The sequence below is a fragment of the Bernardetia sp. ABR2-2B genome (assembly GCF_037126435.1).
Lineage (GTDB): Bacteria > Bacteroidota > Bacteroidia > Cytophagales > Bernardetiaceae > Bernardetia.
Genome location: NZ_CP147020.1, coordinates 1989805 through 2002631, shown reverse-complemented (window position 1 = coordinate 2002631; position 12827 = coordinate 1989805). Strand labels below are relative to the sequence as shown.

Annotated in this window: 12 protein-coding genes; 9 read left to right on the top strand and 3 right to left on the bottom strand. The window is 32.1% G+C overall.

Annotated features, from left to right (window positions below):
• Nucleotides 1-80 precede the first annotated feature (80 nt).
• Entirely contained in the window at nt 81-2831 is a 2751-nt protein-coding gene (locus tag WAF17_RS08385; RefSeq protein WP_338768720.1) for a DUF5686 family protein, read from the top strand.
• Nucleotides 2832-2874: 43 nt separating this feature from the next.
• Here the strand turns inward: WAF17_RS08385 and WAF17_RS08380 are convergent, their stop codons facing one another.
• From WAF17_RS08380 to WAF17_RS08370, 3 genes are all read right to left on the bottom strand, one after another.
• Nucleotides 2875-3783, bottom strand: a complete 909-nt coding sequence (locus tag WAF17_RS08380; protein ID WP_338768717.1) for a DUF4476 domain-containing protein — start codon at nt 3781-3783, stop codon at nt 2875-2877.
• A gap of 162 nt (nt 3784-3945) precedes the next feature.
• Complete coding sequence (locus WAF17_RS08375; protein ID WP_338768715.1) at nt 3946-4911, bottom strand: phosphatase; 966 nt, start codon at nt 4909-4911, stop codon at nt 3946-3948.
• A 38-nt stretch (nt 4912-4949) separates the two neighbouring features.
• Nucleotides 4950-5864, bottom strand: coding sequence for a mechanosensitive ion channel domain-containing protein (locus WAF17_RS08370; RefSeq protein WP_338768713.1), 915 nt, complete (start codon nt 5862-5864; stop codon nt 4950-4952).
• A gap of 210 nt (nt 5865-6074) precedes the next feature.
• On the opposite strand from WAF17_RS08370, the gene WAF17_RS08365 reads away from it, so the two are divergent.
• The 8 genes from WAF17_RS08365 to sucD all read left to right on the top strand — a co-directional run bounded on the left by WAF17_RS08365 (nt 6075) and on the right by sucD (nt 12812).
• Nucleotides 6075-6566: a hypothetical protein gene (locus tag WAF17_RS08365; protein WP_338768710.1), complete on the top strand. Its 492-nt coding sequence runs from the start codon at nt 6075-6077 to the stop codon at nt 6564-6566.
• 77 nt (nt 6567-6643) lie between these two features.
• Nucleotides 6644-7270, top strand: coding sequence for an alpha-ribazole phosphatase family protein (gene cobC, locus WAF17_RS08360; RefSeq protein WP_338768708.1), 627 nt, complete (start codon nt 6644-6646; stop codon nt 7268-7270).
• Between the two features lie 159 nt (nt 7271-7429).
• Nucleotides 7430-8044 (top strand): RNA polymerase sigma factor, encoded by a 615-nt coding sequence (locus WAF17_RS08355; RefSeq protein WP_338768706.1) that lies wholly within the window; start codon nt 7430-7432, stop codon nt 8042-8044.
• Between the two features lie 78 nt (nt 8045-8122).
• The gene (locus WAF17_RS08350) at nt 8123-9109 is read left to right on the top strand and encodes a hypothetical protein (RefSeq protein ID WP_338768704.1); all 987 of its coding nucleotides are present in this window, start codon (nt 8123-8125) and stop codon (nt 9107-9109) included.
• Nucleotides 9090-10157, top strand: coding sequence for an outer membrane beta-barrel protein (locus tag WAF17_RS08345; RefSeq protein WP_338768702.1), 1068 nt, complete (start codon nt 9090-9092; stop codon nt 10155-10157). Before WAF17_RS08350 ends, WAF17_RS08345 begins: the two co-directional genes overlap by 20 nt.
• A 321-nt stretch (nt 10158-10478) precedes the next feature.
• On the top strand, nt 10479-11099 hold the full coding sequence (gene def / locus WAF17_RS08340; protein WP_338768700.1) for a peptide deformylase: 621 nt from the start codon (nt 10479-10481) through the stop codon (nt 11097-11099).
• A gap of 169 nt (nt 11100-11268) precedes the next feature.
• The gene (locus tag WAF17_RS08335) at nt 11269-11772 is read left to right on the top strand and encodes a hypothetical protein (protein ID WP_338768697.1); all 504 of its coding nucleotides are present in this window, start codon (nt 11269-11271) and stop codon (nt 11770-11772) included.
• Between the two features lie 152 nt (nt 11773-11924).
• Nucleotides 11925-12812 (top strand): succinate--CoA ligase subunit alpha, encoded by an 888-nt coding sequence (gene sucD / locus WAF17_RS08330; protein ID WP_338768694.1) that lies wholly within the window; start codon nt 11925-11927, stop codon nt 12810-12812.
• The last annotated feature ends 15 nt before the right edge of the window (nt 12813-12827 follow it).

Sequence of the window (12827 nt, the reverse complement as noted above, 5' to 3'; positions counted from 1 at the left end):
ACACTTGTAATTTGTTTGTAGTCTAAAGAACAGATTAACCAAAATAAAAGACTTACTTACTTTTTTAACAAACTAACTCAATGCGTTATTTTTCAACTTTACTATTATTTTTTCTTTGCTTTTTCCTTGTATCTAATTCAAATGCTGCTCGTCTTTTTGGAGAAGTAACAGCATCAGATGGCGAAAAAATGCCTTTTTTGACGATTTATGAAGAGGGAACAACCTATGGAACAACTACCAACCAAGAGGGTAGTTATTTTTTGGAACTAGAAGAAGGAACACATCAAATAGTTTTCAGATATGTTGGTTTTCAATCCCAAACACATACAGTTATTATAAAAAATGGCAAAGATGTCAAACTAGATGTGGTTATGCAATCTTCTACTATTGGTTTGAAGGAAGTCGTAGTTACACCAAATGGAGAAGACCCTGCTTATGCTGTTATTCGTGCAGCGCAGAAAAAAAGAGAATTTTATCGCACTCAAAACAAGGCTTTTTCTTGCAATGTCTATATCAAAAATGTACAGAAGTTAGATGAGTTTAAAGTACCGAAACTTTTAGAAAATGATGATGTAGAAGAGTTTCGTAAAGAATGGGAAAAAAATAAAATTGTTTATTTTTCCGAATCTGTTTCAAAGTATTATTTTCTTGCTCCAAACAAACGAAAAGAAGTGGTTATTTCTTCAAAAGTAAGTGGCGATAGAGGTGGTTTTTCATGGAATAGTGCGCTTTATTTGAGCTTTGATATTTATGAAAATACAATTGATGCACCTATTGGAGACCGTCCTTTTGTTTCGCCAATTGCAGCAGGTGCAATGCTTTATTATGAGTACCAACACGAAGGAGAGTTTATTGATAAGGGCGTAAATGTTCATAAAATACGTGTTTTTCCTCGTTCGAAAGGACAGCCTTTGTTTGGTGGACTGATTTATATTCAAGATAGTACGTGGCGAGTTCACAGTACGGACTTGGAGGTTTCAAAAGATGTAGGACTAGAGTTTATTGATAAGTTGAGTATCAAACAAACATTTGTTCCTGTTGCAAACAAAAACTCTGATGATATTTGGCTATGTAGTACACAGGCTTTTTCCTTTAAGTATTCGATTGCCATGATGGGCGCAAAAGTAGTCGGACACGGAGACTATACAGGAAGCTTTTCGAATTATGATGTAACTCCTAAATTTACAAAAGCGCAATTAGAAGCCGATACAAAAGGGCAAAAATTACCCAGTCTTGCATTATCAAAAAAAGATAAAAAGAGAATAATTGAATCTAAAAAAGAAAAGTTAGAGAATCAAACAGAACAGAAAAATCAAACAGAAGTAGAGGATAAAACTGAAACAACAACAGAAAATTTAGCTCAAAATACAGAAAAAGATTCTCTTTCTAATCTAAAAAATGATGTGGAAGCAATGGTTTTGGAACGCAAATTCTTTAATAAAAATATTTCAATTATTTCAGATAGCTCAAATTTGAAAAGTGCAGAATATTGGGAAAAAATGCGTCCAGTTCCTCTTACAGAAGAAGAAAGTGGGCATTATGTAAAAAGTGATAGCGTAGAAAAAGCACAAAATGACCCTGTTTATTTGGACTCGATGGATAGAAAAGCAAACAAATTCAAAGTGCTTGATTTGCTTACAGGTTATACTTATCGAAATCGAAAAAGAGAATTGACTTTTAACTTTGTTCCCATTACTCAAAATATTCAAGCCAATACAGTTGAAGGTTATGTCTTGAATGCAGGGGTTAATTTGAGGAAGTTTAGAGAGAAAAATTATAGCACTACATTAGTTGGGTTAGACGGACGTTATGGCTTTAGTAGCAATCAGTTTTATGCAAAAGGAAATTTTCTTCATCGTTTTAATCAAATAAATAGTTCTTATATTCGTGCAGAAGGAGGTGTTTTTGTAGAACAATTTGATGCTGATGCAATTTCGCCTTTTGTAAACGGAATTTATACACTTTTTAGAGAAGAGAATTATCAAAAATTATTCGAAAAGCGTTTTGCCAAAATCACGACAGGAACACGTATTTTTGATGGCGCATTTCTGAATCTACAAGCAAACTTCGAACAGCGTATTCCACTTCAAAATGCAGACCCAACTCTAAAGCCTTACTTTGATAGAGATGAAGTAGAATTTACACAAAATATGCCTGTTGATTTTGATGGAAATAATGTCTTTTTTGAAAAACACAATGCGTTTATTTTGAAGGCACAGCTTCGTTACAGAATTGGAGAAAAATATATTTTGCGTCCAAAACAACGCATTACAATAGGTAGTAGATACCCAACGCTTACATTAACATATTCACAAGGCGTTCCAACTGTGTTTGATAGCAAGACCGATTTTGGTCAGTTGATTTTTAATGTAAAAGATGATGTTAGTTTGGGAGTTGTCGGTTCGCTGAATTATGAAGCACAAGCAGGAACATTTTTATGGAAGAATTATACTTCGTTTGCTGATAATTTCCATTTTCAAACTTCGCCTTTGCTCTTAGCTCAATCTCGTTTGCGTCAGTTTCTTCTTTTGCCTTACTACCAATATAGCACAACAGATAATTTTGTAGAAGCTCATGCAGAACATCATTTCAATGGCTATATAATGAATAGAATTCCACTTTTGAAAAAACTAAAATGGCAACTTGTAGCAGGAGCGCATTATCTTCACACACCAAATACGCCCAATTATACAGAAGTTAGTGTAGGTTTTGAGCGTATTTTCAAAGTTTTGAGAGTAGATGCTGTTTGGGCTGTTAATCCTAGTTTGCAAAATGAAATTAAGACTGGATTAGGCAAAAACTTTGGTCTTCGTTTGAGGTTTGGGTTTTAAAATATATTTTTTTGTAGGGACAAGTCATGACTTGTCCTTTTTCCTAAAAAGCATTCTCAAAAAGGTCTTCTAACTGCCCTGATGATTCGCAGTTTATGCCTTTTCTCTTACAGAAATCAGTTATTTTTACATGGTGCATAGGAGAAATAATAGCTTTTTTGACATCACAAAAATCTGATTTATTGATTACTCTTTTGTAAGCATATTTGGCAAAAATAACTTGCTCATCAGGCATTTGAATAATATCTAAAATATCTATCAGTTGATAAACAGTAATGCAGTTTTCTGAAATTATTCTCTTTGCAATTTTTACTTTATCATCAGCCATGTGTCCTTCCGAAATTGCAGAAATTACCTTTTCAAATTTTTCATCATTAATACTACTTCCCTCACAAGTCGACTGATTTTCTATACTTTCGGTTTCATCTTGCTCAGAAGTTTTTTCTTTAGTCTTTTCTCTACTTTTTACTTGTTTTTTAGTTTGTGATGTTGATGAGTTTTGATATAAGAGTTCGAACTCTTCGTGTTGTTCTTCATTTATCATTCCTTTTATTTTATAAAAAAGGTGTCTTTCAGAAGTTCTTCCATACGAAAAACGAACAAATTCCATTCTATCATATTCATCTAAATAAGTTAAGATTGAAGTAATCTGATAAACGGTAAGGCAGTTTTCTAAGGTCAATTCTTTTGCTGTTTCAAGTTTGCTCTCATCAAAGAAGTTGTCTTCTATTTCTTCCAGTATTTTTTCAAGGCGAACATTATCAATCGGATTTTTGCAGTTTAGTGCTGATATATTTTTACCATCTAAAGTCAAATCCAAGCCAAGTTCGAAACGCATTGTTTCTTTATTTTCATGTTTAGATTTTTCTAATTCTCTTTCATACGTATCAGAACCACAACTAAAAAATAACGAGCAGATGAAAAGACTAAATACAAAATTGATATATTTCATGGAATAAAATTAAGGAAAGTAGTTAAATTAAAAATTAAGATTTATTATATTGTACGTACGTTGTTAATAAATAGTTTGGTTATGTATCTACAAATGACCAACAAAAAAGCTAACCTAAAAAGAATTAGATTAGCTTTAAAAATTACTTTTTTGAAAATAGAATCAATGAAAAACATTATTTTTCTCAAACAAATGTTGTATAATTCCTTCTCTCAAACCCACTTTAGGAACTATAATTTCCTTGATTCCTGCTGCTTTCATGACCTTTAAATAAATTTCTGTTGCTGGAAGAATCACATCAGCTCTATCATCATTCAAACCAAAATCTCTAATTCTTTCTTGATAATTTCTTTTCTTGAGTTCCTTGTATAAACGCTCCATTTCTTTAATACTCAATGACTTTCCACTTTTTGAGTTTTTCGAAAGGTCGTAGAGTTTATTAATATTTCCTCCTGTTCCGACAGCATTTACGGTAGTTGAAAATGGCTTTACTGCCTTCTGAATCCAATCTTTAAGATTCTTATCTTCTTTTTCTATAAATTCTTTTGTTGCAGTTTTTTTATCTGTCGTAATCGAACGAACTGAACCCATATCAAAAGAATGTGCATCTGTTTTTTCAAGATTATGATAAATATTTACTTCTGTGCTTCCTCCCCCAACATCAATATGAACAAAATTTTCAGTCGAAACATAACTCAAAATAGATTTATTAATCAATTCTGCTTCCATATCTCCACTAATAATATTTATCGGAATACCGACTTCTTGCTTTACTCTTTCAACAAGTTCTTTTCCATTTTTGGCTTCTCTCATTGCAGAAGTAGCACAAGCCATATAATCTTTGACTTCAAAAACTTCCATTACCTGCTTGAAAACGTGCATTACTTGAAGAAATTTTTCTTCATTTTTTGGACTAATTTTGTGAGAAAGACTAAAAACATCAGTTCCTAATCGGAGAGGAAAACGAACCTGCTCAATTCTTTTAAAACTAGGAATACTTTCTTTTTCAGAAAAACGAACTCTACTGATATGCAAACGAAGCGCATTCGAACCAATATCAATGGCTGCTAGGCGCAAGTCTTGTTCAAAAATATCTTGATTAGAATTAGTTGGAAAATTAGAAGCCATAGTTTATAGAAAATAAGTTGTACAGATTTTATTCAAAATTAATCATTTTTTGTCAGAGAAATAGAATTATCTTGATTCTTTCCTTCGTGTTTGATAATAATAGGAATTGGGTCTGGCTTATACATCTTAAATTCTTGAATGTTGGCAGGAAGACCAAATTTGTTTTCAAGAAGAAAGTTTTTGACGGTTCGCATAATTTCTGTTTTGGTCTCTAAGGCTGAAACTTTATAATCTAAGGTATTTACCCAAAACATAACCTTCAAATTGACGGTACTGGCTGCAAATTCATCTATCAAAACAATCGTTTTTTCATCTTTCAAGACCTCTTTATTTGAATTAACAATTTCTGTAATTCCTTTAATAGCTTCCTTTACATCATCATCATAATCAATGCCTATCAAAAAATCCAAACGCAAAAATCCATCTTGTGTGTGATTATATACCTCATTTGTAATTACTAAAATATTGGGAATATAAACATCACGTCCGTCAAAGGTTTTCATTTGCGTCGTTCTGAAATTAAGAGAAACTATTTTGCCCATATTTCCCTCAACGGTTACGGTATCGCCCAAATTAAAAGGACGGTCAAAAACTAAAATGATTCCTGCCAAAAAGTTTTCTCCAATTTCTTTGAAGGCAAAACCTAAAATTACTGCACCAGCTCCTGCACCTGCCAAAAGTCCTCCAGCTATTCCTGTAAGTCCCATAGTATGTAATCCCAAAATAACTCCTGCTAAAATAAGCAGCGTTTTTACAAGGCGAACTACATAATCAACAACTAGTTTGTTTTCAGCTTTTTGCATCATTTTCTTACGAAAAAGCTTCGTAATTCCGATAGCAACAAGAATAAAAACAGTTGTTACGATAATAGAAAGAGCAATTCTTGGAACACTTTCTAAAAGTATATGCCAATAGGAAACTAGTTTTGCTTGTATTTCTTCGGCTGCATCCATATAAAGAGAGAGTAAAAATGTAAGATTAAAAAATAGATTATTTCTCTTGATTAAGCTAGAAATAAAAAAACTAAACAGCAATTTTGAGTAGATTGTTTGAACTAAATTTTTATAGACAGAATTTCAAGATTTGAGTAAAAAAATGTATTTTTGAAAAGGCGTTATTTCTCCCAACTCATTATTTCGAACTTTCAGTCAAACCCATCTTTTATGAAAAGCAATTATTTAAAATCTATTCAATGCTTCGTTTTATCAAGTTTATTATGTTGTTTTGGTTTTTTTTCCTGTCAATCAACTACTAGTTCTGATACAAATTCTGAATCTACCACAACAGAAGCAAATGCAAGTGAAAATCAAGAAATCAGAATTGCAGAAGAAAAGCAAGAGATGGAAATTACCTTTCTCATTTCTAATGTAGAAGATGATATTAATGGAAATGAAAGCACTATTACAGCAACTATAAATGGAAAAGATATAGAATTGGCTAGAGCTTCAAACTGCAATGTAGTAGAAAAAGAAAACTATGAATCAATGAAAGTTCCAACTGATGCAACTTGGGCATGTGCGTGTTGGTGGGCAGGTGCAGGAGAAAATTTTTATGCTATCAAAAAAGAAGACAAAATAGAGTTTTATGGAAAAGAAGTTTATGAAGAAATGGAAGAAGAATACGACAAATGGGAGCTTCTAAAAACATTAGAATAATATAAAAAACACGCTCAAAATTCTTCAAGACACTTCTTAGAGTGTCTTTTTTATTGTCCAACCAAAAACAAATCACAATGGAAGTTTATCTTATTCGTCATACCACACCAAAAATAGAAAAGGGAGTTTGTTATGGTTTTTCAGATTTGGAGGTTACAGATTCTTATCAAGAAGAACTTACTATTTTGTCAGAAAAGTTACTCCAAAGACTTCAAAAACAGTATTTGAAAAACAAAGACAAATCAAAACAAGAAATAGAAATTTATACAAGTCCGTTACAACGCTGTTCTGTTCTAGCTAAAGATTTGAATGTATTTATTCAAAATAATTTCAAATCCAAAGTAAAGGAAAATGATAAATTGAAAGAAATGAATTTTGGAGATTGGGAACTCAAAAAGTGGAACGAAATAAATGAAGAAGAGCTGAAAGTATGGACAGATAATTTTGTAACAGAGTTTGCCCCAAATGGAGAAAGTTTTGAGATTTTGAATGAGCGTGTGATTGATTTTTGGCAAAAAAATATTAAATCACAAAAAGGAAAAATTGCTTTTATTGTTTGTCATGCAGGAGTTATTCGTTCTATTTTGTGTTATGCTTTAGAGATTCCTCTGCAAAGGGCTTTTTCTGTTTCGATTGATTATGGCAGTATTAGCAAGTTGAAAGTATTTGAAACACATACACAAGTAGAGTTTTTGAATGGATAATTTTATCTAGATACTTTATTTTAAAAATTTTTCATAGTCCACGCAACCTTTCCAAAAGCTTTTACATCTATTAAAGCAAGAAACAAAAACAACTTATATCTGGCGTATTTTTAAATAAATTTTGAAATACGTATTCAACCTTTTTTATGAAATAATTTTATGTTCGGATTTCTTCGCAATAAAGAACGCTCTACTCAAGATTTATCAGAAAGCGAACTGATAGAAGCCTGTAAGAATGGCAGTAGTAAAGCACAAAAACAACTTTATGAACAGCATTCTGGTAAAATGTTTGGTGTCGCTCTGCGCTATGTAGGTAATCATCATGAAGCCGAAGACGTGCTAGTTACTGCTTTTATGAAAGTTTTTGAGCATTTGGATTCTTTCAAAGGTGAAGGAAGTTTTGAAGGTTGGATTAGAAGAATTGTAAGTAATGAAGCTTTAGGTCTTATCCGAAAACGCAAAAAAGTGTTTATGGAAGAAATAGAAAACGCAGATTATAAGGGAAAAAATAACCCTGCTTCTACGGCTTTAGAAACAAATGATTTACTAGCATTGGTCAAGCAATTGCCTGATGGCTACCGAACTGTTTTTAATATGTATGCTATTGAAGGGTTTTCACACAAAGAAATTGCTGAAAAATTAGGAGTTTCTGAAAATACTTCAAAATCTCAACTTAGTAGAGCAAGGGCATTACTGAAAAAATGGCTGGAGCAAATAGATACAAATACAGATGATACTTTGAATAATCAATCTATTAACAGCTTTGTACTATAAAAGCTAAGAATATACAACAATAATAATTTTGTCTTTTACATAAAGATTTCAAAAAATCTTTTTAAATATATAAGTCCTATGGACAATCAAAAAAATAAATTTTCTACAAATAATTCGGATTCTGATTTAGACCTTCTTTTTAAAGAAGCCTTACAGAATCATGCTGTTCCTACCGAAGACCACGTTTGGAGAAGAATTCAGCACGGATTAGCAGATAAGAAAGGAACAGTTGCTCCCATTACCAAATCGATTACTAAACGTTCTTACCTTCCTCTTTGGTCGGCTGTAAGTGGCGTTGCTGCATCACTTGTGATTTGGGCTGTATTTTTTAATCCTTCTACTTCAAATAATGTAGATATAAACTCAAATACGATTGCAAACTCTTCTCAAACAGAAGTTGTAAATGATTTGAATGAAAAAAATAGGGTCACATCCGTTACTTCTAATTCTTCTATAAATGATTTAGAAAATAAAAAAGAAAATCAAAATACTGACGCAACCTCTTCAAAAGTAATTGCATCTAATAAGCAACAAATACCCCCAACAATTAATACAAAAAATACGGTCTCTAAAAATCAAGGTGTAAAAGGAATTAATTCTCAAAAGCATATTGAAAGAGCAGTAGCCAGTTTGGAAAAAGACCAAACCAAAATCAAGAATCAAGAATCACAGGATAAAATAAATGATAAAAGATTTACTAATCCAAGTACGCACATTTCAGATAATGTTTGGGCAAGTGATTTTGTAGTTCATAGTTCTAATCCTTCTCTTAAAAAGGAAAAGCAAAATTCAGATATACATCAATTAAACATTGATAATCAGATGGTTGCTATCACAATTAAGGTAGGAAATAATGAGAGTTATGGAAATGCTAGTCAGGCAACAGGAATGGAGAAAAATCAAAATTCTTCGCAGTTTGATAAAGCAAAAAATGTCTTGAAAGAAGTTTGGAATTTGAAAACAGGCAAAAAAGTTAATTTACAAAACATACTTCCGAATAATGAAAAAGCAAACGAAAACACAACTAATCAATCTAACCAAAACAATGAAATTCAGGCAGATTAATTTGCGAGGACTCTTATTACTCACTTTGATAACTGGATTTATTTTCTCTAGTATCTCAAACTCATCTGCTCAATCAAAAGCTGACACTATACTTATTGATTTTGGTGATAGTAGTAAAGTAACAGTCTATGTTCAGAACCAAAAAGATGCCGAAGCAATTCGTGATATTGACTGGAACTTGATTATGGAAAAAACAGCTAATTATCTTGAAGAGGCACATCAAAACAATGATAATGAAACGGAGAATGAAAGTGAAGCTAATGATGAAAGTGAAATAAAAGAAGAAAATTCTTCTGAAGAAAATATCAAAACAAGCACTATTGTTTTTGGTTTGAGAGGCATTCGCATAGAACACGATGATGATGGTGACGGAGAGATTGATGAAAGAAAACCTAAAAATAATTTTTGGAGAAGAACACGCCATCAAATTCCGATTGATTTTGGATTGAATAATTATTTTCAAGATGGAAATTTTGGAGAAACACCAACAGGACAACCATATGAATTGCGTTCTTGGGGTTCTCGTTACTTCGCTTTTGGTACAATGTTCAAGACTCAAGTCGGTGGAAAGAAAAGTCCTCTGTTGTTACAATATGGCTTAGAAGCATCTTGGAATAATTTTATGTTTACTGGAGATAATTATGCTTTAGAAACAAGAAGTGGAGTTGAATTTCCTGAATATGAAACTTCTTTAGACAAATCAAAACTGACAGCTGCTTATATAAATTTGCCTTTGATGGTGCATTTAGATTTTGCAGAAAATAATAGAAAAGGTCTAAAATTAGCTTTTGGAGGTTATGCAGGATATAGAGTGGGCAGTTATACCAAAATTGTTTATCACGATGGAGGCGACCGTCAGAAAGATAAAGAACATTCTAATTTCCGTTTGAATGATTGGAGATATGGAGTAAGAGCAGAACTCGGAATTGGAGAAGATAAATTTGATAGTGGACTTCGCCTTTTCTTTAATTATGACGTCAATACACTTTTTACAGAAAACTCTAATCTACCAAAACTAAATGCCTTTAGCTTCGGAATAAGACTTTAAAAACAAAAGAAATTAACTGGTTACTAATTACTGGTAACTGGTAACTGAAAAAAGCCAGCTATGATAATTAAATAATTGAACAAATACCCTCTTCCAATTAATGAAGAATAAGCAATTACAATAAAATGTAGTTGCTTATTTTTTTACTTTTTAGTTTATTTTGATGCTATTTTCTTAAATTTAGAATCTTTACTAATGTAGTCAAACAACGAAACCCATAACTTTAGTTATGGGAAACAAAACAGGCTGTTTCCCCACGATTAAAATTAGCTTCGCTGAGGGCTAAAGCCGTTGTGGGTTTCGTTTATTTATTCAATTACAATGAAATCAAATTATTTTTTCCTTTTTCTGTTGGCACTACTTACTCTCAATTCTTGTAAAAATCTACCTTCTACTTCTAGCACTTCATTTTTTTCAGAAGAAGAATTAAAGTTGATTTATGAGCAGGATTCTAGTCAAGCCATGCGTGTTTGGAAAATTACCAATAAAGAAGATTCTATATTTTTGAGAAAAAAATCTCAAGAAGTAAAATTCAATCCTACAGATACAACCATTCATTATTTCGTACACCGACTTTTCAAAACGGTTCGTCATCCTAGTTCAATGGGAGTAGGAATTGCTGCGCCACAAGTAGGAATCAATAAACGTATTATTTGGGTAAAACGCTTTGATAAAGAGCAGGAAGAAATGCCTTTTGAAGTCTATATCAATCCAAAAATCATCAAATACAGCGACGAAGTAAAAGAAACAATGGAAGGCTGTCTTTCTATTCCAAACCGTAGAGAAAAAGTAATTCGTCCAGACAAAATAACAATTGAATACCAGACTTTAGATGGAAAGTTACATCAAGAAATTGTTGATGGTTTTACTTCTGTTATCTTTCAACATGAAATAGACCACCTTGATGGAATATTGTATTTAGACCATTTGAAGAATGAGTGAGGAATTAATACTTCTAATTAAGTTACCTTTTAGATTTAATGGATTTTAGTTACAGACGTAACCTTGTATTTTAAATAAAATAGCAGTTTTGCTCTACAACTAAAATTGCAAAAATAACCTAACTGATAATTTAATGATACAGAAAGCTAGGCTCATAATTATATTTTTTATGGTATGTTTACTACAATCTTGTAATGACTCTAAACCAATTACTAATGTAGAAATAAAGTTAGATAGCATTTTTATTAATCAACACGAAAATAAAGAAATTGAAGATTTACCTTATGTTTTTTTCTATTATAGTTTTTTCAATAATACAAAAGATACAATCATTTTAGATTTTAAAATGTTTGCAGCCTTAGAAAACACTAATTTAGAGAACGCTAGAGATAAAGCTTTTTGTGTGTGTAACAAAGATTCAATAGAACTATTTGATGATATACTTGATGAATACATAGTTCCTCCTAATAAAGCACAAGATATTAGGTTTGATATTTCTATTGATTTTTTTATAGATAATAATAATCTGAAATTAGACACTTTAACTTTTTATGCACAAAACTGTAAAAACATTTTTTATATAAATAGTAAAATTGTTGAAGACCTTTCAATTAAGCCTAAAGTTAAATATAGAGATGTAGATGATACATTAGGAACTCAGATTTGGAAATGAGAAATACTTACGTTTGCTATTGTCTTATGTTGTAAGAACCAAATTTCCAACATTTTTCCAAAATCACAATCTCATAATTATTATTTTATCAAAATAAAAGGTATTTTTGTCTATATCATTTTTTACACTCACAAAAAATAACTATACAGACTATGAGCGTACTTGTAAATAAAGATTCTAAAATTATTGTTCAAGGTTTTACAGGAAAAGAAGGTTCTTTCCACGCCGAGCAAATGATTGAATACGGAACAAATGTAGTAGGTGGAGTTACACCAGGGAAAGGTGGCTCAACTCACTTGGGTTTGCCTGTTTTCAATACTGTTCTTGATGCCGTAGAAGGTGCAAAAGCTGATACTTCAATTATTTTTGTTCCACCTGCGTTTGCTGCTGATGCAATTATGGAAGCTGCTGATGCTGGAATCAAAGTAATTATTGCTATTACAGAAGGAATTCCTGTTCAAGATATGGTAAAAGCGAAGGCGTATGTAATGGACAAACAAGATTGCCGTTTGGTAGGTCCTAACTGCCCAGGGGTAATTACACCAGGGGAAGCAAAGGTAGGAATTATGCCTGGTTTTGTATTTAAGCAAGGCAAAATCGGAATTGTTTCTAAATCAGGAACTTTGACGTATGAAGCTGCTGACCAAGTAGTAAAAGCAGGTATGGGAATCTCAACAGCTATCGGAATCGGTGGAGACCCAATCATCGGAACAACTACAAAAGAAGCAGTAGAACTTTTAATGAATGACCCTGAAACAGATGCAATCGTTATGATTGGAGAAATTGGTGGTAACTTAGAAGCTAATGCTGCTCGTTGGATTAAAGAAACAGGGAATAAAAAACCAGTGGTTGGTTTTATTGCTGGACAAACAGCTCCTAAAGGAAAGCGTATGGGACACGCAGGTGCAATCATCGGAGGTGCAGATGATACAGCCGAAGCAAAAATGCGTATTATGCGTGAATGTGGAATCCATGTAGTAGATTCTCCTGCAAATATTGGAAAAACAATGAAAGACGTTTTAGAAACAGCGAATGCTTAATTCTTAAAAACTGAT

Bases quoted from the DNA above. Each gene is read 5' to 3' on its own strand.
- WAF17_RS08385 (WP_338768720.1), top strand. From the start codon at position 81: ATGCGTTATTTTTCAACTTTACTATTATTTTTTCTTTGCTTTTTCCTT.
- WAF17_RS08380 (WP_338768717.1), bottom strand. From the start codon at position 3,783: ATGAAATATATCAATTTTGTATTTAGTCTTTTCATCTGCTCGTTATTT.
- WAF17_RS08375 (WP_338768715.1), bottom strand. From the start codon at position 4,911: ATGGCTTCTAATTTTCCAACTAATTCTAATCAAGATATTTTTGAACAA.
- WAF17_RS08370 (WP_338768713.1), bottom strand. From the start codon at position 5,864: ATGGATGCAGCCGAAGAAATACAAGCAAAACTAGTTTCCTATTGGCAT.
- WAF17_RS08365 (WP_338768710.1), top strand. From the start codon at position 6,075: ATGAAAAGCAATTATTTAAAATCTATTCAATGCTTCGTTTTATCAAGT.
- cobC (WP_338768708.1), top strand. From the start codon at position 6,644: ATGGAAGTTTATCTTATTCGTCATACCACACCAAAAATAGAAAAGGGA.
- WAF17_RS08355 (WP_338768706.1), top strand. From the start codon at position 7,430: ATGTTCGGATTTCTTCGCAATAAAGAACGCTCTACTCAAGATTTATCA.
- WAF17_RS08350 (WP_338768704.1), top strand. From the start codon at position 8,123: ATGGACAATCAAAAAAATAAATTTTCTACAAATAATTCGGATTCTGAT.
- WAF17_RS08345 (WP_338768702.1), top strand. From the start codon at position 9,090: ATGAAATTCAGGCAGATTAATTTGCGAGGACTCTTATTACTCACTTTG.
- def (WP_338768700.1), top strand. From the start codon at position 10,479: ATGAAATCAAATTATTTTTTCCTTTTTCTGTTGGCACTACTTACTCTC.
- WAF17_RS08335 (WP_338768697.1), top strand. From the start codon at position 11,269: ATGGTATGTTTACTACAATCTTGTAATGACTCTAAACCAATTACTAAT.
- sucD (WP_338768694.1), top strand. From the start codon at position 11,925: ATGAGCGTACTTGTAAATAAAGATTCTAAAATTATTGTTCAAGGTTTT.